Source organism: Micromonospora sp. RB23, from assembly GCF_053585025.1.
Genome location: NZ_CM132111.1, coordinates 5,138,282 through 5,159,575, shown reverse-complemented (window position 1 = coordinate 5,159,575; position 21,294 = coordinate 5,138,282). Strand labels below are relative to the sequence as shown.

Below are 21,294 nucleotides of genomic sequence, written 5' to 3'. Positions count from 1 at the left end.
CGGTGCCGAGACGAAGCGAAGCGAAGCGAGGAGAGACGATGAGCGAGGCAGCCGCACCGGCGGGCGACATCCCCCCGTTCCGGTACACCGCGGCCATGGCCGACGAGATCGAGACCCGTTGGCAGGACACCTGGGCACGCGAGGGCACCTTCCACGCCCCGAACCCGACCGGCCCGCTGGCCGATCCGAGCCACCCCCGGGCCGGCGCGGAGAAGCTGTACGTGCTGGACATGTTCCCGTACCCGTCGGGCGCCGGCCTGCACGTCGGCCACCCGCTGGGCTACATCGGCACCGACTGCTACGCCCGGTACCAGCGGATGGCCGGGCACAACGTGCTGCACGCGATGGGGTTCGACGCGTTCGGGCTGCCCGCCGAGCAGTACGCCGTGCAGACCGGCACGCACCCCAGGACCACCACCGTGCAGAACATCGAGCGGTACAAGGCGCAGCTGCGCCGTCTGGGGCTGGCGCACGACGAGCGGCGCTCGGTGGCGACCATCGACACCGACTTCTACCGCTGGACGCAGTGGATCTTCCTGCAGATCTTCAACTCCTGGTACGACCGCGAGGCCGGCCGGGCCCGTCCGATCGCCGAGCTGATCGCCGAGTTCGAGGGCGGCAACCGGGCGACCCCGGATGGCAGGTCCTGGGCCGAGCTGAGCGTCGCCGAGCGCCGCAAGGTCGTCGACGACCACCGGCTGGCGTACGTCTCGGAGGCGCCGGTGAACTGGTGCCCGGGGCTGGGCACCGTGCTGGCCAACGAGGAGGTCACCGCCGACGGCCGCTCCGACCGGGGCAACTTCCCGGTCTTCAAGCGCAACCTGAAGCAGTGGATGATGCGGATCACCGCGTACGGTGACCGGCTGCTGGACGACCTGGACAGCCTGGACTGGCCCGAGCCCATCAAGCTGATGCAGCGCAACTGGATCGGCCGGTCGCAGGGCGCGCACATCGACTTCGCCACGGCGGGGGAGCCGATCCGGGTGTTCACGACCCGGCCGGACACCATCTTCGGGGCCACCTACATGGTGCTGGCGCCCGAGCACGAGCTGGTCGACGCCCTGGCGCCGGCCGCCTGGCCGCAGGGCACCCGGGACGCCTGGACCGGCGGGCACGCCAGCCCCGCCGAGGCCGTCGAGGCGTACCGCAAGGCCGCGGCCGCGAAGACCGACGTCGAGCGGCAGTCCGACTCCAAGGAGAAGACCGGCGTCTTCATCGGCGCGTACGCCACGAACCCGGTCACCGGCGGGCAGATCCCGATCTTCATCGCGGACTACGTGCTGGCCGGCTACGGCACCGGCGCGATCATGGCGGTGCCGGCGCAGGACGAGCGGGACTGGGCGTTCGCCGAGGTCTTCGAGCTGCCCATCGTCCGGACCGTGCAGCCGGCGGAGGGCTTCGACGGCAAGGCGTACACCGGTGACGGCCCGGCCATCAACAGCGCCGCGCCCGAGCGCGGCCTGGACCTGGACGGCCTGGGGGTCGCCGACGCCAAGGCGGCGATCATCGCATGGCTGGAGGCGAACGGGCACGGCACCGGAGCGGTGACCTACCGGCTGCGCGACTGGCTGTTCTCCCGGCAGCGCTACTGGGGTGAGCCGTTCCCGATCGTCTACGACTCCTCCGGCGCGGCCATCGCCCTGCCGGAGGAGATGTTGCCGGTCGAGCTGCCGGAGGTGGACGACTTCTCCCCGAAGACGTTCGACCCGGACGACGCCGGCTCCAACCCGGAGACGCCACTGTCGCGTCGCCGCGACTGGGTCGAGGTGGAGCTGGACCTGGGTGACGGGCCGAAGCGCTACACCCGCGAGACGAACGTGATGCCGCAGTGGGCCGGCTCCTGCTGGTACGAGCTGCGCTACCTGGACCCGACCAACTCCGAGCGGTTCGTCAGCGCCGAGAACGAGCGGTACTGGATGGGTCCGCGCGGCGAGGGCGACTGCGGCGGCACCGACCTGTACGTCGGTGGGGCCGAGCACGCCGTGCTGCACCTGCTGTACGCGCGGTTCTGGCACAAGGTGCTGTTCGACCTGGGCCACGTGTCGTCGTTCGAGCCGTTTCGCAAGCTGTTCAACCAGGGCATGATCCAGGCGTACGCGTACACCGACTCGCGCGGCAGCTACGTGCAGGCCGAGGACGTGGTCGAGCGCGACGGCGCGTACTACCTGGAAGACCTGGTGGTCAACCGCGAGTACGGCAAGATGGGCAAGTCGCTGAAGAACGTGGTGACCCCCGACGAGATGTGCGCGGCGTACGGGGCGGACACCTTCCGGGTGTACGAGATGTCGATGGGCCCGCTGGAGGTGTCCCGCCCGTGGGAGACCCGCGCGGTGATCGGCTCGTACCGGTTCCTGCAGCGGGTGTGGCGGGCGGTCGTCGACGAGCAGACGGGCGAGCTGCGGGTCACCGACGACCCGGCCGACGAGGCGACCCGCCGGCTGCTGCACACGGTGATCGACGGGGTCCGTGGCGACATGGACGGCATCCGGTTCAACACCGCGATCGCCAAGCTGATCCAGCTGACGAACGGGCTGACCGGGCTGTCGGCGACGCCCCGCGAGGTGGCCGAGCCGCTGGTGCTGATGGTGGCGCCGTTCGCCCCGCACGTGGCCGAGGAGCTGTGGCGCAAGCTGGGTCACGACACCTCGCTGACGTACGTGGACTTCCCGGTCGCCGACCCGGCGCTGCTGGTCGCCGACACGGTCACCTACCCGGTGCAGGTCAACGGCAAGGTCCGGGGACGGGTCGAGGTGCCCGCCGACGCCGCCGACGAGACCGTCCGCGCGGCGGCCCTGGAGGCGGTGGCCGCGTCACTGGCCGGCAAGGAACCACGCAAGGTCATCGTGGTCAAGGGCCGCATGGTCTCGGTAGTCGTGTAACCCCGCTCGACCCCCTTCGGCGTCGATCATGGAGTTGTGGTGCCGGGTTCGCCCCTCGGCAGGGCTTTGATCCCCACCACAACTCCATGATCGACCCGGTGGTGGCCGGGGTCAGGCCCGCGTGGATCGGTGGTGGCGGTTGGCACGCCACCACTGGTGTACGAGGATGACGCTGGCGATCAGGCCCAGGCTGGCGGGGGCGGCCGCGTACCAGTTGACGTGGCCGGGTGAGCTGACCGCCGCGCCGATCGCCGCGTAGCCGAACGCGGTCGGCGCGGAGGCGATCACGCTGCCGGCCAGGAACGGCGCCACCCGCGCGCCGGTCGTGCCGTAGCCGTAGCTGACCAGGCCGAACCCCGCGATCGGCAGCAGCCGGACGGTGACCACGCCGAACACGCTCTGCCGGGCGAACCAGCCGTCGAGGCGGGCCAGCCGACCGCGTACCCGTTCGGCGACGAACTCCCGGCCCAGCAGCCGGCCGACGGTGAACCCGATCGCGGCGGCCACCAACGCGGCGCCCAGGGCGTACGCGGCGCCCTCCAGAGGGCCGAAGATCGCGCCCGCGGCGAGCGTCACGAAGGTGCGGGGGACCAGCGCGACCAGGAGCAGCGCGCCGCCGAGGATCGCCGCCACCGGGGCGAGGTCGCCCAGCCGGTCGGCGAGCGCCGGCAGCCGCGCCGGATCCGGACGGGGCACCAGGAGCAGCAGCAGCCCGCAGCCGCCGATGAGAGCGACGAGCAGGGCGAACCGGGCGGCCGACGGCTGCCGGAGCAGCCGCCGGACAGCGCGGATCATGCCCGGGCGGCGGCCACCGCTGAACGGCGCTCGCTACGGAGCCGGTCGGGCCAGGTGTCGTCCAGCGGCGGGAGCTGGTGTGCCCCGGTGGCCCAGCGCAGCAGCAGGTCGGCCAGGGCCGGGTTGCGCGCCAGCGCGGGACCGTGCGAGTAGGTGCCGAGCAGCTTGCCGCGCCAGGCGCCCTCGGTGGCGCCGTCGTTGCCGATGCCGGCGGTGACCCGGGCCAGGGGGGCGACCTCCGGGCCGAGGTGGGTACGACCACCGTGGTTCTCGAAGCCGGTCAGCGGCGGCAGGCCCAGCCGAGGGTCGATCTCGCCGGCCAGCTCGCCGACGGCCCGGCTCTCGCCCCGGTCGGACCGCAGGTCCAGCAGTTCCAGGCCGCGGCACTGCACACCCTTGGCGAAGAAGGACGTCCCGAGCAGCTGGTAACCGGCGCAGACACCGAAGACCACCGAGCCCTGTGCGACCGCCCGGTGCAGACCGCCGTCGGCGATGAGCCGCTGCGCGCCCAGCGCCTGCGGGCCGTCCTCGCCGCCGCCGACGAGGTAGATGTCGGCCGTGGAGGGCAGTTGCTGGTCGGAGCGGACCTCCAGCACCTCGACCGGCATGCCGCGCTGGCGGGCCCGCCGGGCCAGGATCAGCGCGTTGCCCCGGTCACCGTAGGTGGACAGCAGGTCGGGGTAGATCCAGACGATACGCAGGCTCTCAGTTGACACGGTCCAACTCCGCTCGGATGTCCTGGAACGCGGTGTAGTTCGCGATGACCTCGAGCCGGCCGGGCGGGACCGACCGGACGGCGTCGTCGAACGTGCGGACGTGCTGGAAGGGCACGTCGTTGACGTCCAGCCGGACCGCGAGGTCGTATGCCCGGTCACCGGTGATCAACACCTGCCGGCCGCGGAGCGGGGCGAAGTCGACGTCGAACAGCCACGAGGTGTCCAGCCCGTCGGGGTCGCGCGCGTTGATGGAGAGCAGCGTGGGCGCCTCGTCGGCCATGTCGAACGCCTCCAGCCAACTGGCCGGGTTCTTGGCCAGCAGCAGCCGGATGTTGCGACCGTCCCGGTCGACCTGCGCGTACCGGCCGGCCACCGAGGTCACGATGCCGAGGCGGGACACCGCGTCGACGGGGCGTACGCCGAACTCGGCCGCCACGGCCAGCGCGGTCGCCGCGTTGCCCAGGTTGACCTTGCCGGGGAGCTGGAGGGAGACCTTGTGCCACGCCCCGGTGGGGTCGAGCACGCCCTCGTCCTCGACGACCCAGTTCGGCTCCGGACGGCGCAGCGCGCAGCCGGTGCACCACCACTGCTCGCCGGAGCGGGCGATGGTGGAGCCGCACTCGGGGCAGACCCAGGAGTCGTCGTGCCAGCGCTGGCCGGCGCTGAACCAGGTCACGTGCGGCGGGTTGATGCCGCGGGCCGGGTCGGCCGGCGGGGTGGCGGCCCAGACCACCATCGGGTCGTCGGCGTTGGCCACCACCCGCACGTTGGTGTGCCGCACCAGGGCCGCGCGCCAGAGCTGCGCCATCATGGCGACCTCCTTGGCGCGGTCGAGCTGGTCGCGGGAGAGGTTGAGCAGCGCGACCACGTGCGGCTCGGTCGACTCCAACACCTGGGCCAGGTAGTGCTCGTCGACCTCCAGCACCGCGTACGGGGTGCTGCCGGCCTTGGCCAGCGCCGAGGTGTGCCCGGTGGGCATGTTGGCGCCGAACGAGTTGGTGGCGACCCGGCCGAGCACGCCGACCGCGGCGGCGGTCAACCGGGTGGTGGTCGTCTTGCCGTTGGTGCCGGAGACCAGCGCGATGGCGCGGCCGGCCGACAGGTGCGCCAGCAGGTCCGGGTCGATCTTCAACCCGATCCACCCGCCGATCACCGATCCGTCGCCACGGCCGGCGGCCCGGGAGAGCGCCGCGGCGGTCCGTGACACGGAGCTGGCCACCTTGGCCCGTAGGGGCATTTTCGCGTCCGTCACGCGAGCGAGGTTACCGGACCGCCCGCCTCGCCAGATCGCCGCCGACGGTGAACCGTTCGGCCGTGGCATCGGTGCGCACGGTCGGCTCGCGCTCGGCCGGACGGAGTCGATCAATGTCGGAAAGCGGACCACGCCGGGCGGGCGCGCGGGCCCTCCACTGCGCTCCACCCCCTGTGACGTGCGGTTTTGCACGTGGATCGGACGCGCCACGCGGGCGAATCTGGTTGCAGGTGGAGGGAAGTGGAGTAGAGTGGGGCCCAATGGTGAGGCCGGGAGGGCTCACCGGCCCGGGGGGTCAGCGGCGCCGCGAACGCCGCTCAAGGGCGAGGGGGTTGGGCCGATGTTCCTCGGCACCCATACCCCGCGCCTGGACGAGAAGGGCCGGTTGATCCTTCCGGCCAAGTTCCGGGATGAGCTGGCGGGGGGTGTCGTGGTCACCAAAGGGCAGGATCGCTGCCTCTATGTCTTTCCGACACCCGAGTTCCAGCGCATCGCGGATCAGTTGCGCGCGCAGCCGATGACGCACAAGGCGGCCCGGGCCTACAGCCGGGTCTTCTTCGCCAGCGCGCACGACGAGGTGCCGGACAAGCAGGGTCGCGTGACGATCCCCGCACACCTTCGTGAGTACGCGGCGCTCGACCGGGACCTGGTGGTCATCGGCGCGAGCACACGGGTCGAGATCTGGGACAAGGTCGCCTGGGAGACCTACCTCGCCGAGAGCGAAGACGACTTCGCCGACATCGAGGAGGGGGTGCTGCCCGGCGGTCTGTAGGGCGGAACGGCGCCCGACGTACTGCGAGATCTCCAGCCGCTTTCGAGCTCCTGGCATCACTTCCCCGGTGCCAGGCGCACGATCCAGTAATCCGGCGGAAGTCGGTGTCCGGCGGGAGCGGATGGGGATCTGGCGGTACGACGGGAGCGCCGTCTGCACGACGGGCGCGCGAGAAGAACGGACGTTTCAACCAGTGGGGGTCATCATGGGGGAGTTGCGCGGCACGCACGTGCCGGTGCTGCTCGAGCGGTGTCTCGAGCTGTTGGCCCCCGCGCTGGGTCGAGGCGGCCGGACGGTGCACGTCGACGCGACGCTCGGCCTGGCCGGGCACGCGGAGGCGGTGCTCGAGGCGCATCCGGAGACCGTCCTGATCGGGCTCGACCGGGACACCGAGGCGCTCGCCCACGCACGCGTGCGGTTGGCGCGGTTCGCCGACCGTGTGCACCTGGAGCACGCCGTCTACGACGAGCTGCCCGAGGTGCTCGAGCGGCTGGGCTATCCGGGCATCGACGGGATCCTGTTCGACCTGGGTGTCTCGTCGCTGCAACTGGACGCGCCCGACCGCGGGTTCGCGTACGCGCAGGACGCGCCACTGGACATGCGGATGGACCAGACGCGGGGGGTGACCGCCGAAGAGGTGGTCAACACGTACGCCCATCCGGATCTGGCCCGGGTGCTGCGGGTGTACGGCGAGGAGAAGTTCGCCGGTCGGATCGCCTCGGCGATCATCCGGGAGCGCGAGCGCGCCCGGATCACCTCCTCGGCGCGGTTGGCCGAGCTGGTCCGGGAGTCGATCCCGGCACCAGCCCGACGAACGGGCGGGCACCCGGCAAAGAGAACGTTTCAGGCTTTACGGATCGAGGTAAACAGAGAACTGGCAGCGCTGGAGACAGCGCTGCCGTCCGCGCTCGACGCACTGACCGTGGGCGGTCGCATGGTGGTCCTGTCCTACCACTCGCTGGAGGACCGGCTCACCAAGGCGGCGCTCGCGGACCGGGTCCGTAGTAAGGGCCCGGTCGACCTCCCGGTTGAGCTGCCCGGGTCCGGTCCGACGTTCCGGCTGCTCAGCCGGGGCGCCGAACTGCCTGGGGAGGCGGAGGTCGCCGCGAACCCGCGTGCCGCTTCGGTGCGGTTGCGGGCAGCGGAACGGCTCGATCCGGACGCGGCAGAAAAGGGGCGGACCGACCGCGAACGGTCCCGCCGACGAGTGAAGGCGATGCACCAACCGGGGACGGGGTCGACGGAATCCGTGGGGGATTCGGCGACGCCGGCGGACGGCAGAGGGACGGACATAGAGGGGGAGGGGACATGAACATTGACAAGCGCGACCGCCGGGACGTCACCGGCGGCGGGCAGCGCGCACCGCGGTCGGGGGGCCGGACCGCGGCGGAGCGAGCCCCGCGCGTGGGGAACGGTACGCCACGCATCGATCGGGTCAACCGGCAGGGGGAGACTCGCGCCCGGGGGGCGCGCGAGTTCCCCACCCAGGGCAGCGCCGCGCTGCGCCCGGCCGAGAAGGCCGGCGCCGCGGCGACCAAGCGGCCGCCGCGGCTGCGGGTGGCGCCGCCGCCGCCGGTGTCGGTGCCGCGCGCGCCGTTCGCGGCGCTGATCGTGGTGCTGGTCGTCGGCGGGGTGTTCGGCATCCTGGCGGTCAACACCAAGATCAATGAGAACGCGTTCCGGTTGGAGAAGCTGCAGCAGCAGCAGGCCCGACTGGACCTGGAGAAGCAGCAGCTCGACAAGGAGATCGCCGACGCCAAGGCGCCGGGGAACCTGACCGCCGAGGCGCGTCGGCTGGGTCTGGTGGACGCCGGTGAGCCGGCGTACATCCGGATGCCGGACGGCAAGCCCATCGGCGTGCCCAAGCCGGCGACCGGCGAGCCGTCGGTCACCAGCCAGGGCGCGGGAGGCTGACCGGTGCCACCGAGGTCGGACGAGCCGCGCCGGGACCCCACGGGGTCCCGGCGCGGTTCTGCGCGTGACTCCGCCGACTCCGACTCGCGCACCGGTGAGCCGGGGATCGGCGGCATCTCCGGCGCTCGGGCGTACACCCCGAGGGGGCGGACGGTCCGGGAGGAGCGCGGCACGCCCGCGCGCGGCACGAACGCCGAGCAACGGCGTACCCCTCGTGGCAGCTCGCGGTCCGGCGACCCGTTCCGGCCCGCGTTGCAGGTGCTCGACGGCGGCCGGGCCGCTGCCCGCTCCGGCCGACGTGCCGCTCCGGCGGCCGGTCGGACTGGTGTCGTGCGCACCGTCGCGCCCCGGAACCCGCGCGGCGCTCCCGGCGACGTCCCGCCGCCGCGTCGCCGCACCACGCCGCGTGCGCCCGGTCGCGGCGACCGTCCGGCGGCGCGCCGGCCGTCCCGCAAGCCGCCACGTCCGCCGAAGCTCGCCGACCCACGGCTGCGGCTGCGCCTGGGCACCGTGCTCACCCTGGCGCTGTTCGTCGCCATCGGGGTGCGGTTGATCTTCCTGCAGACGGTCGACACCCCCGCCTACGCCGGTGGTGGCGTCCCCGAACGGACCCGCACCGTGGAGCTGCCCGCGCCGCGCGGCGCGATCTACGACCGCACGGGCGAGCCGCTGGCGCACAGCGTCGAGGCGCGGTACGTCTTCGCCGACCCGACGATGATCGAGGACCGGACGAACCCCGCGTGGGTCGGCGCCGACGCCACCGCCAAGGCGCTCTCCCCGCTGCTCGGCATTCCGGCGTCGAAGCTGATCGACCTGATGAAGCCCCGCAAGCTGGAGAACGGCAACGCGTCCCGGTTCGAGTACCTGGCCCGGGGGGTGGAGATCCCGACGGCCAAGCAGGTGCTGGCGCTGGACCTGCCCGGCATCGGCGTGCACCGCGACGAGCGCCGGGAGGTGCCCGGCGGCGACCTGGCGGCCAACCTCATCGGCTTCACCAGCCAGGACATGGACGGCCTGGAAGGGCTGGAGGCGCGCTACGACGACGTGCTCTCCGGTCAGGACGGCCGGCGGGTGTACGAGGCGGGCCTCGGCGACCTCGCCGCGCCGATCCCCGGCGGCTACAGCAAGACGACTCCGGCCAAGCCGGGCAGCTCGATCGCGTTGACCATCGACCGGGACCTCCAGTTCCGCACCCAGCAGATCCTGAGCGCGGGGATGGCGGGGCAGCGCGGCGCGACCGCCGCCGCCGTCATCATCGACGTGCCGACCGGCGAGGTGCTGGCCCAGGCGAGCCACCCCACCTACGACGCGGCGAAGCCGACCCCGAGCGACCCGGTCGCCCGGGAGGACGCCGCGACCAGCTTCGTCATCGACCCCGGCTCGGTGCACAAGGCGATCACCTACGGCGCGGCCCTCCAGGAGGGGGTGATCACCCCGGACACCACGCTGCCCATCGCGAACAGCATCAGGATGGGCGACACCTGGTTCTCCGACACGCACCCCGCCAACGGCCGGAAGATGAGCGTGCCGGGAATGCTGGCCTTCTCGTCGAACGTCGGCGCCATCACCGTCGCCGACAAGCTCGGCAAGGAGCGGTTGATCGACTACCAGAAGCGCTTCGGCCTGGGGCAGCCCACCCGCGAGGGCCTGCCCGGCGAGGCCAGCGGCCGGCTGCTGCCGGCCGACGAGTGGAGCGGCTCGTCGTACGGGTCGGTGCCGATCGGGCACAGCGTGGACGCGACGCCGCTGCAGATGGCCGCCGCGTACGCCGCGATCGCCAACAACGGCACGTACGTGCAGCCGCACCTGGTCAAGGAGACGATCGGCCCGGACGGCAAGCACACCCCGACAGCGCCGCCGGTCACCCGTCCGGTGCTCAGTCCGCAGAACGCGGCGGCGCTGCGCACCATGCTGGAGGCGGTCACCACTGTCGAGGGCGCCACCGGCACCACGGCTGCTGTCCCCGGCTACCGGGTCGCCGGCAAGACCGGCACCGGCTGGCGTCTGGTCGACGGCAAGAAGCAGCCGGGCGAGGTTTCGTCCTTCATCGGCATGGCCCCCGCCGAGAAGCCCCGGTACGTTATCGCGGTCTTCGTGTACGCCCCCGGCGGCGGTGGCGCGGCGATCGCCAATCCGGCATTCCGGAACATGATGCAGTTCACGCTGCGTCACTACCGGGTGCCGCCGTCCCCGAGTGGTTCCGCACCCAAGTTCGTGGTCTATCCGCGCTGACCAGCGGAGGCGCGACATCATCGGTGAGTGCCGACGAACCACCGGGGCGGCTGTGCGGCCGGAACCGGACGACCGGGTAGGGTCTGACGCCGTGCCCGGCAATCCACGTCCACGTACCGTGACCGGCGTCCGGCTCGGTGACCTCGCCGTCCGACTCGCCGTCGACCTGCCGGCGGACGCCGCCGACGTGGTGGTCACGGGTGCCACCCACGCGAGCCAGGAGGTCCGCCCCGGCGACCTGTACGCGGCCCTGCCCGGCGCCCGCCGCCACGGCGCGGAGTTCGCCGTCGGCGCGGCCGAGGCCGGCGCGGTTGCCCTGCTGACCGACCAGGCCGGCGCGGAGCTGGCGGCGGCGAGCGGCCTGCCCGCGCTGGTGGTACCCGACCCGCGCGCGGTGCTCGGCGAGCTGGCCTCGGCCGTGTACGGCGACCCGACCGCCGACCTCACCGTCATCGGCATCACCGGCACGGCCGGTAAGACGTCCACGGCGTACCTGGTCGAGTCGGGGCTGCGCGCCGCCGGACACACCACCGGGCTGATCGGCACCGTGGAGACCCGCCTCGGCGATCTCGTGATCGACAGCGTGCGGACCACCCCGGAGGCGACCGACCTGCACGCGATGCTGGCCACCGCCCGGGAGCGTGGGGTCACCGCCGTGGTCATGGAGGTCTCCAGCCACGCCCTGGCCATGGGTCGGGTCGGTGGGGTGCGCTTCACCGTGGGTGGCTACACGAACTTCGGCTCCGACCACCTGGACTTCCACGCCGACAGCGCCGACTACTTCGCCGCCAAGGCGCAGCTCTTCGACGGTCGGTGCGCGGTCGAGGTGCTCAACCGCGACGATCCGGCGCTCACTCCGCTCTACAAGCCGGCGACGGTCAGCTACTCGGCGGCCGGCGACCCGACCGCGACGTGGTGGGCCGACGGCGTCGACGGCGAGGGGTACGCGCAGCGGTTCACCGCCCACGGCCCGGACGGCGTGGTCGTGTCCGCCGGGGTGGCGCTGCCCGGCCGGCACAACGTGGCCAACGCGTTGCTGGCCATCGCCGCGCTCGTGGGCGCGGGGGTGGACCCGCGGGCCGCCGCCGACGGGGTGGCCGCCTGCGGTGGCGTCCCCGGCCGCCTGCAACTCGTCGACGTCGCCGGACCGGTGCGCGGGGTCGTCGACTACGCGCACAAGGCGGACGCGATCGTGGCGGCGCTGGCCGCGCTGCGTGAGCTGAGCGCCGGCCGACTGATCTGTGTGATCGGCGCCGGTGGGGACCGTGACCGGGGCAAGCGGCCGGTGATGGGGGCCGCCGCCGCCGAGGGCGCCGACGTGGTGCTGGTGACCGACGACAATCCGCGCACCGAGGACCCGGCCGAGATCCGCGCCGAGGTGCTCGCCGGGGCGTACCGGGCCGGCACCGCCGCCCGGATCATCGAGGTGGCCGGTCGGCGGGACGCGATCGACGAGGCGGTCCGGCTGGCCGAGCCGGGCGACGTGATCGCTCTGCTCGGCAAGGGCCACGAGCGAGGCCAGGAGGTGGCGGGCGAGGTGTTCCCGTTCGACGACAGCACCGAACTGGCCGAGGCGCTGCGGACCCGCTTCGCGGACCGGGCGGGTCAGCGGTGATCGCCCTGACCCTGGCCGAGGTGGCCACGGCCGTCGACGGGCGGCTCGTCGCCGCCGACCCGGCCGCCGCCGTCACCGGCTCGGTCGAGTTCGACTCGCGCAAGGTCGGGCCCGGTTCGCTCTTCGTGGCGTTCCCCGGGGAGAAGGTGGACGGGCACGACTACGCGGCGACGGCCATCGAGGCCGGCGCGGTGGCCGTGCTCGGCAGCCGCGAGGTGCCCGGGGTGCCGATGGTGCTGGTCGACGACGCCCTGACCGCGATGGGTCGACTGGCCCGCGCGGCGGTGGCCAGGCTGCCCGAACTGACCGTCATCGGGGTGACCGGCTCGTCGGGCAAGACCACCACGAAAGACCTGATCGGGCAGCTCACCGCCCGGCTCGGCGCCACGGTCGCGCCGCCCGGCTCGTTCAACAACGAGCTGGGTCACCCGTACACGGCGCTGCTGGCCGGACCGGACACCCGCTACCTGGTGATGGAGAAGGGCGCCCGGGGCATCGGGCACGTGCGCTACCTGTGCGAGCTGGTGCCGCCGCGCATCTCGGTGGTGCTCAACGTCGGCACGTCGCACATCGGCGAGTTCGGCTCGCAGGAGGCCATCGCCCAGGCCAAGGGCGAGCTGGTCGAGGCCCTGCCGGCCGACGGGCTGGCCGTGCTGAACGCCGACGACCCCCGGGTGGACGCCATGGCGAGCCGCACGCGCGCACGGGTGGTGCGCTACGGCGAGGCGGCGGACGCCGACCTGCGCGCCGAGGACGTCACGCTCGACGAGCGGGGGCACCCGTCGTACACCCTGGTCACGCCGGAGGGGCGGGCGGCCGTGCGGCTCGCGCTGACCGGTCGTCACCAGGTCGGCAACACGCTCGCCGCCGCCGCGGTCGCGCGGGAGCTGGGCATGCCGCTGGCCGAGCTGGCCACGGCGCTCGGCGAGCTGGGGCTGAAGTCCACCCGGCGGATGGACGTCTTCGACCGGCCCGACGGGGTGACGGTCATCGACGACTCGTACAACGCCAATCCGGCCTCGATGGCGGTCGCGCTCCGGGCGCTCGCCAGCCTCGGACGTGAAAGGCGTACCGTCGCGGTGCTCGGTTACATGGCCGAGCTGGGCCCGTTCGAGCGCGACGGCCACGCCGAGGTCGGCCGGCTCGCGGCCGAGCTGGGTGTCGACCGGCTGCTCGTGGTGGGTGAGCCGGCCGCGCCGATCCACGAAGGCGCGACAGCGGTAGCGAACTGGGGAGGAGAGTCGGTGCTGCTCACCGATCAGGCGGCGGCCGTCGAGGTGCTGCGGGGCGAGCTACGGCCGGGCGACGTCGTCCTGGTCAAGGGCTCGCGGTACCGGACCTGGGAGGTGGCCGACGCCCTGCGCGCCGCCGCCGGGGAGGCCAGTCGATGAGGGCCATCATCGTCGCCATCGGGGTGGCCTTCGTCGTCTCGCTGTTCTGCACCCCGATCGCGATCAAGGTGTTCACCCGGCTCAAGGCCGGCCAGCCGATCCGCTCCGACGGCCCGGCCATGCACCAGGGCAAGAAGGGCACGCCGACGATGGGCGGCGTGGTCTTCATCCTGGCCACGGTGATCGCGTACGTGGCCGGCCACCTCGCCCTGACCACGCTGCCGGACGCCCAGATCGCCCAGGTGGAGCCGACCATCACGGCGCTGGTGCTGCTGGGGCTGATGGTGTTCTCCGGCGCGGTGGGCTTCCTCGACGACTTCCTGAAGGTGCGCAAGCGCAACAGCGCCGGCCTCAACAAGCGCGGCAAGCTGCTCGGCCAGATCCTGGTCGGCGCGGTCTTCGGCGTGATCGCGCTGTGGTTCCCGAGCACGATGACCGACGCGACGGGCCGGGCCACCAACACCGAGACGGTGGGCAGCACCACGCTGAGCTTCATCCGGGACATCGACTTCCTGGAGGTCAGCAAGGTCGGCGCGGTGATCATCTTCATCTTCGTGGTGATGGCCGCGACGAACGGCGTCAACCTCACCGACGGCCTGGACGGTCTGGCCACGGGCGCGTCGGTGATGGTGCTCGCCGCGTACGCGTTGATCGCGTTCTGGCAGTACCGGCACTGGTGCGCCGACCCGAGCTACACCCAGCCGTACTGCTACGAGGTCCGGGACCCGTTGGAGATCGCGCTGATAGCCGGGGCCGCCGCCGGGGCCTGTGTGGGCTTCCTGTGGTGGAACACGTCCCCGGCGCGGATCTTCATGGGTGACACCGGGGCGTTGGGGTTGGGTGGCCTGATCGCCGGCATGGCGATGTCGACCCGCACGATCCTGCTGCTGCCGATCATCGGCGGGCTCTTCGTGATCATCACGATGTCCGTGGTGATCCAGATCATCTCCTTCCGGACCACCGGAAAACGTGTGTTCCGGATGTCCCCGTTGCAGCACCACTTCGAGTTGGCCGGTTGGAGCGAGGTCAACATCGTGGTCCGGTTCTGGATCATCGCCGGCATCGGCGTGGCCATCGCCCTGGGCCTGTTCTACAGCGAGTTCCTCGCCAACATGACCTGATCCCCGGCCCCGCTCGTCGGCCCCGCGATCGTGCACTTTCGTACGCCGGAATGTCCCGCCTCGCGGGTTCTGCCGCCGCAGAAAGTGCAAGATCGCGGGGAAGTGGGGGCGACACGCCGGGGGTGGTGTTCTGGAGTGCTCGCGGGTGTTCAGCGGTGATGATGTCGGTGTGGGGGAGGAACTCGGCACCGACGACAAGACATTCGGTCGACCGCGACGGCCATCGGGCGCGGCCCGTGGCGCGGAGGCGGCCACGCCACCGGACGACGCACGCGGGCCGGAGCCCGGCGGAGCGCAACGCGAGGCCGCGCCGGCCGTGCCGCTGCGCGTGCTGGACGCGGCCGGTGGACTGGCCGCGCTGCGCGGCCTGCTGGACCGGCCGCTGGCGTCCTACTACCTGCTGCTGTCCAGCGCCGGCCTGCTGCTGCTCATCGGTCTGACGATGGTCTTCTCGGCGACCAGCGTGAAGGACTACGCCGAGGACGGCAACGCCTCGGCCTCGCTGACCAAGCAGGCCATTTTCGCGGTGATCGGCATCGTGGCGTTCTGGGCGTGCCAGCGCCTGCCCGCCAGCACGTACCGATCGCTCGGCCGGCCGCTGCTGTTCACCGCCGTGGCACTGCTGCTGGTGCTCAACGTGCTGGTCGCGTACGGCCGGCTCGCCGGCCTGAAGACGGTCACGCTCGGGCCGGTCGAGGCGCGGCTGAACTGGCTGTTCGTCGGCGGGATCCAGCTCCAGCCGTCCGAGCTGGCCAAGTTCGCGCTGGTCCTCTGGGGCGCGCACGTGATCGCCCGCAAGGGGGCCGCGCTGGGCTGGTGGCGGGAGTTGGCCACCCCGCTCTTCCCGATGGTCGGCCTGCTCTTCGTGCTGGTCGGCTACAACGACACCGGCACGATGCTCTGCCTGCTGGCCCTGGTGGTCGGCCTGCTCTGGGCCGCCGGCGTGCGGATGCGGGTCTTCGGCGCGCTGACCGTGGTCGGTCTGCTCGGCGTCGGCCTGCTCATCGCGGTCGCCTCGCTGGGCGCCGGCTCCGGCGAGCGCGGCGCGGAAAACTACCGGCTGGCGCGGTTGACGTCGTTCGTCAACCCGCCCGACCCGCAGGAGTGCAAGCTCGACGACTGCCTCCAGCTCTACCAGGGCCGGCTGGCCATCGAGCACGGCGGCTGGTTCGGGGTCGGGCTGGGCAAGGGCAGCGTCAAGTGGGACTGGCTGCCCGAGGCGCACAACGACTTCATCTTCGCGATCATCGCCGAGGAGTTGGGCGTGATCGGGTGTGCCGTGCTGCTCGCCCTGTTCGCCGTGCTCGCGTACACCGGTCTGCGGATCGCCCGGCGGGTCGACGACCCGTTCCGCAGGCTCGCCGCCGCCGCCGTGACGACCTGGCTGGTGAGCCAGGCGGTCATCAACATCGGTGGGGTGGTCGGGCTGCTGCCGATCACCGGTCTGCCGCTGCCGTTCATCTCCGACGGCGGAAGTGCCCTGGTCGTGACGTTGGCGGCGATCGGGATGCTGGCGTCCTTCGCCCGCGCCGAACCCGATGCGGCCAGAGCGCTGCATGCCCGTCCGCCGGCCCGGTGGGTCCGACTACTCTGGGCCCCGTTGCCGCCGCTTCCCGGCCGGCGTCGCCGCCCGGCGACGCCACCGGCGGCCCGAGGGCCCGTGCCCCGGTCGCGGGAGCGGCGGAAGGACGACCAGGCCGCGCCGCGCGGTGTCCGGCAGGGCCGGAACCGCCAGGGTACGGCGAGCGAGAGGAGACGCTGATGGGTCCGCTGCGTTCGGTGGTGCTCGCGGGAGGTGGCACCGGGGGGCACATCTACCCGCTGCTCGCCTTCGCCGACTGCCTGCGCCGACACGACCCGGGCGTCCGGATCACCTGTCTCGGCACACCCAAGGGCATGGAGAACGAGTTGATCCCGCCGCACGGCTACGACCTGCGGCAGATCCCGGCCTACCAGCTGCCCCGCTCGGTGAACATGAACCTGGTCCGTACCCCGGGCCGGATGTGGACCGCGGCCCGCGCGGCGGGCAAGGTGATCGACGAGGTGCAGGCCGACGCCGTCGTCGGCTTCGGCGGGTACGTCTCGGTGCCGGCCTACCTCGCCGCCTGGCGGCGGGAGCTGCCGATGGTGATCCACGAGGTGAACGTGCCGCCGGGCGTCGCCAACCGCCTCGGCATGAAGTTCACCAAGAACATCGCGGTCGGCTTCCCGCACCAGCCGAGCCAGGCCGAGTCGCTGCGCGACGCCACCGTGGTCGGTGTGCCGCTGCGCCGCAGCATCGCGTCGCTGGACCGGTACGCGCTGCGCAACGCCGCCCGCGCCCGGTTCGGCCTCCGGCCGGACCTGCCGGTGCTGTTCGTGGCGGGTGGGTCGTCCGGCGCCCGCTCGATCAACCTGGCGGTCTCCGGGGCGGCCAAGGAGCTGGCCCGCAACGGCGTGCAGGTGCTGCACGTGATGGGCGCCCGCAACGAGCCGGTGCCGATCCCCACCGACCTGCCGGTCCCGTACGTGACGCTGCCGTACCTGTCCGAGATGGAGCTGGGCTACGCCGCCGCCGACCTGATGCTGGCCCGGGGCGGGGCGATGACCGTGGCCGAGGTGGCCGCGATCGGTCTGCCGACGATCTACGTGCCGTACCCGCACAGCAACCAGGAGCAGAAGCGCAACGCCCTGCCCGTGGTGGAGGCCGGCGGCGGTCTGCTCGTCGACGACGCGGAGCTGACCCCGGACTGGCTGGAGCGTGCGGTCATCCCGCTGATCCGCGACCCGCAGCGGCTGTACGCGATGGGCGCCGCGGCCTCCGCGTACGGTCGGCGCGACGGTGACGAGGCGCTGCGCTCGTTCGTCCTCGAGGCGGTGGCCCGATGACCGCGCAGTTCACCCCGGCCGGCACGCTGACCGCCGAGGACCTCGGCGCCGTGCACCTGATCGGTGTGGGCGGGGTGGGCATGCTCGGCGTGGCCCGGCTGCTGCTCACCCGGGGCATCCAGGTCTCCGGTAGCGACCTGCGCGAATGGCCGTCGCTGGCGGGTCTGCGGGCGCTCGGCGGCACCATCTACCTCAGCCACGAGGCGTCCAACCTGGACGGGGTGGACACGGTCGTGTACTCCTCGGCCATTCCGAAGGACCACCTGGAACTGGTCGAGGCCCGTCGCCGCGGCCTGCGGGTGCTGCACCGCTCCGAGGCCCTCGCGGCGGCGATGACCGGCCGGCGGGCGATCGCGGTCGCCGGCACGCACGGCAAGACCACCACCACGTCGATGGTGACGATGGTCCTCCAACAAGCCGGTGTGGACCCGTCCTTCGTGATCGGCGGGGAGATCTCCGAGGTCGGCTCGGGCGCCCACCACGGCACGGGCGAGCACTTCGTGGTCGAGGCCGACGAGAGCGACCGCTCGTTCCTCATCTACCGCCCGTACGTCTCGGTCATCACCAACGTCGAGCCGGACCACCTGAACACCTACGGCGACTTCGCGACGCTGGAGGCGGCGTTCGCGGAGTTCGCCCGGCTCACCGACCCGGACGGGTTCATCATCACCTGCGCCGACGACCCGGGCGGTCGGCGGCTGGCCGAGACCCTGCGCGCCGAGGGACGGCGGGTGTTCACCTACGGCGCGGCCGAGGACGCCGACCTGCGGCTGACCGAGATCTCCTCCTCCGCGCGCGGCGTGCGCTACCTGGCCGCGATCGACGGCCGGTCACTGGGCGAGTTCCGGCTACCGGTGCCGGGCCGGCACATGGGGCTCAACAGCGCCGCGGCGGTGCTGACGGCGTACCTGCTCGAACTGCCCCTGGAGGCGGCGGAGGCCGCGCTCGCGGTCTTCCCCGGCGTGCGGCGGCGCTTCGAGCGCAAGGGCGTCGCGGACGGTGTGCTGGTCTACGACGAGTACGCCTACCACCCGACCTCGATGACGCTGGCGTTGCAGACGCTGCGCGAGGTGGCCGGGGACGGGCGGTTGATCGTCGTCTTCCAGCCCTACCGGCTGTACCGCACCCGCGACAACCAGGCGGAGATCGCCGAGGCGCTGGCCATCGCCGACGAGGTGGTCCTGCTGGAGGTCTTCGGGCCGGGCGAGCTGCGGCAGCCCGGCGAGGGCTCGGCGGCGCTGATCGCGGCGGTGGACCTGCCCGCCGACCGCAAGGTGTTCGTCGACTCCTGGGAGGCCGCGCCGGGCGAGGTGGTCCGGCGGGCCCGCTCGGGCGACGTCGTGGTGACCATGGGCGCCCCGCCGATCTCGTTGATGGGTGACGAGCTGCTGGCCGCGTTGGGGGCGCGTACGGCCGACCCCTCGGCGACCACCGCCGTCGAGGAGCTGGCGACGACCCCGGCGATCGGCCAGCCGGTGCCGGGAGGATCCACGGCCGGTGGCGACGGGGCGGCCCTCGGCGCCGCCGCACCGGACGGCGCGACGCCCACGGCCGGATGAGCCCCGGCCCCGCCCGCGGGCGGACCAGCCCTTCCGACGGCGGCGCTCCGCGGCGCGGTCCGGTCCGGCGTTGGCAGCTGGTCCGGGCCGGCAGCGACGCGGTGCCGGCGTCGACCCGCCGGTTCATGGCCCGCGCCCGGCAGCGCCGGATGCGGGCCGCGATGCCGTGGGCGGTGGCCGCCGGGGTGCTGGCGCTGCTCGGGCTGATCGCCTGGACGGTGCTCGGCACCGGGCTGTTCGGTGTCCGGACGGTCCGCGTCGAGGGCGCCAAGCTGGTCACGGACGTGCAGGTACGTGACGCGGTGGGGGTCGCCGACGGGGTGCCGCTGGCGCGGGTGGACCTCGCTGCCGCCGCGCGTCGGGTCGGTGGGTTGGCGCCGGTGGAGCGGGCCAGGGTGTCGCGGGACTGGCCGGGCACGCTCGTGGTGAAGGTGACCGAGCGGACGCCGGCGGCGGTGGTGCCGCAGGCGGACGCGTTCACCGTGATCGACCGCAGCGGCGTGGCGTTCCAGACGGTGGCCCGCCGCCCGGCCGGACTGCCGCTGGTGCGGGTGGTCCGACCTGCCGCCACCGACCCGGACACCCGGGCCGCGCTGGAGGTGCTCGGCGCGCTGACCCCGCAGTTGCGTGCCGAGCTGGCGGAGGTGAGCGTGGAGGGTCTGGCGCGGATCAGCCTGCGGCTGCGGGGGAACCGCACGGTGGTCTGGGGAGACGCCACGCGGAGCCCGGACAAGGCCCGGGTGGCCACCGCGCTGCTCGGGGAGGACAGCGAGCGGATCGACGTCAGCGCGCCGGACGTGGTGACCTTCCGCTGACCGGGTGAGCGGGCGGCGGACGTGACGAGTCGCGCTCCGGCCGGCGACACGCCGACCGGGTCCTTGGCTCATCGCGCGGCGGCGCTTACGTTGCCCCGAAGAGGATCAGTGGTTGACATAACTGTAAGCCTCTAGTAGAGGGTGAGGGTTCACCTCTGATCCTCGCTGGTGGCGCTGTCGTCGGCCGCTGGGCTGGCCACGCCGTACCCGGTCGGTCGAAGCCAATCTCGAAGGGAAAGGACCGGAGATGACACCTCCGCACAACTACCTGGCGGTCATCAAGGTCGTCGGCATCGGGGGCGGCGGCGTCAACGCCGTCAACCGGATGATCGAGGTTGGGCTCAAGGGCGTCGAGTTCATCGCGATCAACACCGATGCCCAGGCGCTGCTGATGAGCGACGCCGACGTCAAGCTCGACGTCGGCCGCGAGCTGACCCGTGGGCTGGGCGCGGGCGCCAACCCGGACGTGGGCAAGAACGCCGCCGAGGACCACCGCGACGAGATCGAGGAGGTGCTCAAGGGCGCCGACATGGTCTTCGTGACCTGCGGCGAGGGCGGCGGCACCGGCACCGGCGGCGCGCCCGTGGTGGCGAACATCGCCCGCAAGCTCGGCGCGCTGACCATCGGCGTGGTGACCCGGCCCTTCTCGTTCGAGGGCAAGCGCCGCCAGGTGCAGGCCGAGTCCGGGATAGACGAACTGCGCAACCAGTGCGACACCCTGATCGTCATCCCGAACGACCGGCTGCTGGCGCTCGGCGACCGCAACATCAGCATGATGGACGCGTTCCGCACCGCCGACCAGGTGCTGCTCTCCGGTGTGCAGGGCATCACCGACCTGATCACCACCCCGGGTCTGATCAACCTGGATTTCGCCGACGTCAAGAGCGTGATGAGCGGCGCGGGCAGCGCGTTGATGGGCATCGGCAGCGCCCGCGGGGAGAACCGCGCGGTCGAGGCGGCCGAGGCGGCCATCTCGAGCCCGCTGCTGGAGCAGAGCATGGACGGCGCGCGGGGCGTGCTGCTCTCCATCGCCGGCGGCTCCGACCTGGGCCTGTTCGAGATCAACGACGCGGCCCAACTGGTCACCGACGCGGCCCACCCGGACGCCAACATCATCTTCGGCGCGGTCATCGACGACGCGCTCGGTGACGAGGTGCGGGTGACGGTCATCGCGGCGGGCTTCGACGGCGGCACGCCCGCGTACAAGGCGGCCGAGCCGACCCGCAAGACCAACACCAACCAGCCGGCGCCGCAGTCCACTCCGGTGCCGCCGCCGGCCACCCTGCCGGCCCCGACGCAGTCGCCGCGCCGGGTGCTCTTCGACGACGTGGACGTCCCCGACTTCCTCAAGAACGGCTCCTGAGC

Annotated in this window: 16 protein-coding genes; 13 read left to right on the top strand and 3 right to left on the bottom strand. The window is 72.6% G+C overall.

The window, feature by feature from the left end; translation table 11 throughout:
* The first annotated feature begins 38 nt into the window (after window positions 1-38).
* Complete coding sequence (gene leuS, locus ACTFTM_RS23365) at window positions 39-2,879, top strand: leucine--tRNA ligase (protein ID WP_449562609.1); 2,841 nt, start codon at window positions 39-41, stop codon at window positions 2,877-2,879.
* A 111-nt stretch (window positions 2,880-2,990) separates the two neighbouring features.
* Here the strand turns inward: leuS and ACTFTM_RS23360 are convergent, their stop codons facing one another.
* Genes ACTFTM_RS23360 through ACTFTM_RS23350 form a run of 3 tightly spaced genes read right to left on the bottom strand, consistent with a single transcriptional unit; the run spans window position 2,991 to window position 5,627 of the window.
* Entirely contained in the window at window positions 2,991-3,674 is a 684-nt protein-coding gene (locus tag ACTFTM_RS23360) for a TVP38/TMEM64 family protein (protein WP_449562608.1), read from the bottom strand.
* Window positions 3,671-4,390, bottom strand: a complete 720-nt coding sequence (locus ACTFTM_RS23355; protein WP_449562607.1) for a type 1 glutamine amidotransferase — start codon at window positions 4,388-4,390, stop codon at window positions 3,671-3,673. The genes ACTFTM_RS23360 and ACTFTM_RS23355 overlap by 4 nt, the downstream gene beginning before the upstream one ends.
* Entirely contained in the window at window positions 4,380-5,627 is a 1,248-nt protein-coding gene (locus tag ACTFTM_RS23350; protein WP_449566708.1) for a MurT ligase domain-containing protein, read from the bottom strand. The genes ACTFTM_RS23355 and ACTFTM_RS23350 overlap by 11 nt, the downstream gene beginning before the upstream one ends.
* A 355-nt stretch (window positions 5,628-5,982) precedes the next feature.
* Here ACTFTM_RS23350 and mraZ point away from each other — a divergent pair, with 355 nt between their 5' ends.
* From mraZ to ftsZ, 12 genes are all read left to right on the top strand, one after another.
* Complete coding sequence (mraZ, locus tag ACTFTM_RS23345; RefSeq protein ID WP_449562606.1) at window positions 5,983-6,414, top strand: division/cell wall cluster transcriptional repressor MraZ; 432 nt, start codon at window positions 5,983-5,985, stop codon at window positions 6,412-6,414.
* 205 nt (window positions 6,415-6,619) lie between these two features.
* Entirely contained in the window at window positions 6,620-7,726 is a 1,107-nt protein-coding gene (gene rsmH / locus ACTFTM_RS23340; RefSeq protein ID WP_449566707.1) for a 16S rRNA (cytosine(1402)-N(4))-methyltransferase RsmH, read from the top strand.
* Window positions 7,723-8,328, top strand: a complete 606-nt coding sequence (locus ACTFTM_RS23335; protein ID WP_449562605.1) for a hypothetical protein — start codon at window positions 7,723-7,725, stop codon at window positions 8,326-8,328. The genes rsmH and ACTFTM_RS23335 overlap by 4 nt, the downstream gene beginning before the upstream one ends.
* A gap of 3 nt (window positions 8,329-8,331) precedes the next feature.
* Entirely contained in the window at window positions 8,332-10,560 is a 2,229-nt protein-coding gene (locus ACTFTM_RS23330; RefSeq protein WP_449562604.1) for a peptidoglycan D,D-transpeptidase FtsI family protein, read from the top strand.
* A 52-nt stretch (window positions 10,561-10,612) separates the two neighbouring features.
* Window positions 10,613-12,175 carry a UDP-N-acetylmuramoyl-L-alanyl-D-glutamate--2,6-diaminopimelate ligase gene (locus tag ACTFTM_RS23325; protein WP_449562603.1) on the top strand — a complete coding sequence of 521 codons (1,563 nt, stop codon included), beginning with the start codon at window positions 10,613-10,615 and terminating at the stop codon, window positions 12,173-12,175.
* On the top strand, window positions 12,172-13,566 hold the full coding sequence (locus ACTFTM_RS23320) for a UDP-N-acetylmuramoyl-tripeptide--D-alanyl-D-alanine ligase (RefSeq protein WP_449562602.1): 1,395 nt from the start codon (window positions 12,172-12,174) through the stop codon (window positions 13,564-13,566). The genes ACTFTM_RS23325 and ACTFTM_RS23320 overlap by 4 nt, the downstream gene beginning before the upstream one ends.
* Complete coding sequence (gene mraY, locus ACTFTM_RS23315) at window positions 13,563-14,687, top strand: phospho-N-acetylmuramoyl-pentapeptide-transferase (RefSeq protein ID WP_449562601.1); 1,125 nt, start codon at window positions 13,563-13,565, stop codon at window positions 14,685-14,687. The genes ACTFTM_RS23320 and mraY overlap by 4 nt, the downstream gene beginning before the upstream one ends.
* 349 nt (window positions 14,688-15,036) lie before the next feature.
* Complete coding sequence (locus ACTFTM_RS23310) at window positions 15,037-16,449, top strand: FtsW/RodA/SpoVE family cell cycle protein (RefSeq protein WP_449566706.1); 1,413 nt, start codon at window positions 15,037-15,039, stop codon at window positions 16,447-16,449.
* Window positions 16,449-17,555 (top strand): undecaprenyldiphospho-muramoylpentapeptide beta-N-acetylglucosaminyltransferase, encoded by a 1,107-nt coding sequence (murG, locus tag ACTFTM_RS23305; protein WP_449562600.1) that lies wholly within the window; start codon window positions 16,449-16,451, stop codon window positions 17,553-17,555. Before ACTFTM_RS23310 ends, murG begins: the two co-directional genes overlap by 1 nt.
* Complete coding sequence (gene murC, locus ACTFTM_RS23300; RefSeq protein WP_449562599.1) at window positions 17,552-19,114, top strand: UDP-N-acetylmuramate--L-alanine ligase; 1,563 nt, start codon at window positions 17,552-17,554, stop codon at window positions 19,112-19,114. Before murG ends, murC begins: the two co-directional genes overlap by 4 nt.
* On the top strand, window positions 19,111-19,929 hold the full coding sequence (locus tag ACTFTM_RS23295) for a cell division protein FtsQ/DivIB (RefSeq protein WP_449562598.1): 819 nt from the start codon (window positions 19,111-19,113) through the stop codon (window positions 19,927-19,929). Before murC ends, ACTFTM_RS23295 begins: the two co-directional genes overlap by 4 nt.
* A gap of 247 nt (window positions 19,930-20,176) precedes the next feature.
* Window positions 20,177-21,292 (top strand): cell division protein FtsZ, encoded by a 1,116-nt coding sequence (gene ftsZ, locus ACTFTM_RS23290; protein WP_449562597.1) that lies wholly within the window; start codon window positions 20,177-20,179, stop codon window positions 21,290-21,292.
* Window positions 21,293-21,294 lie beyond the last annotated feature (2 nt).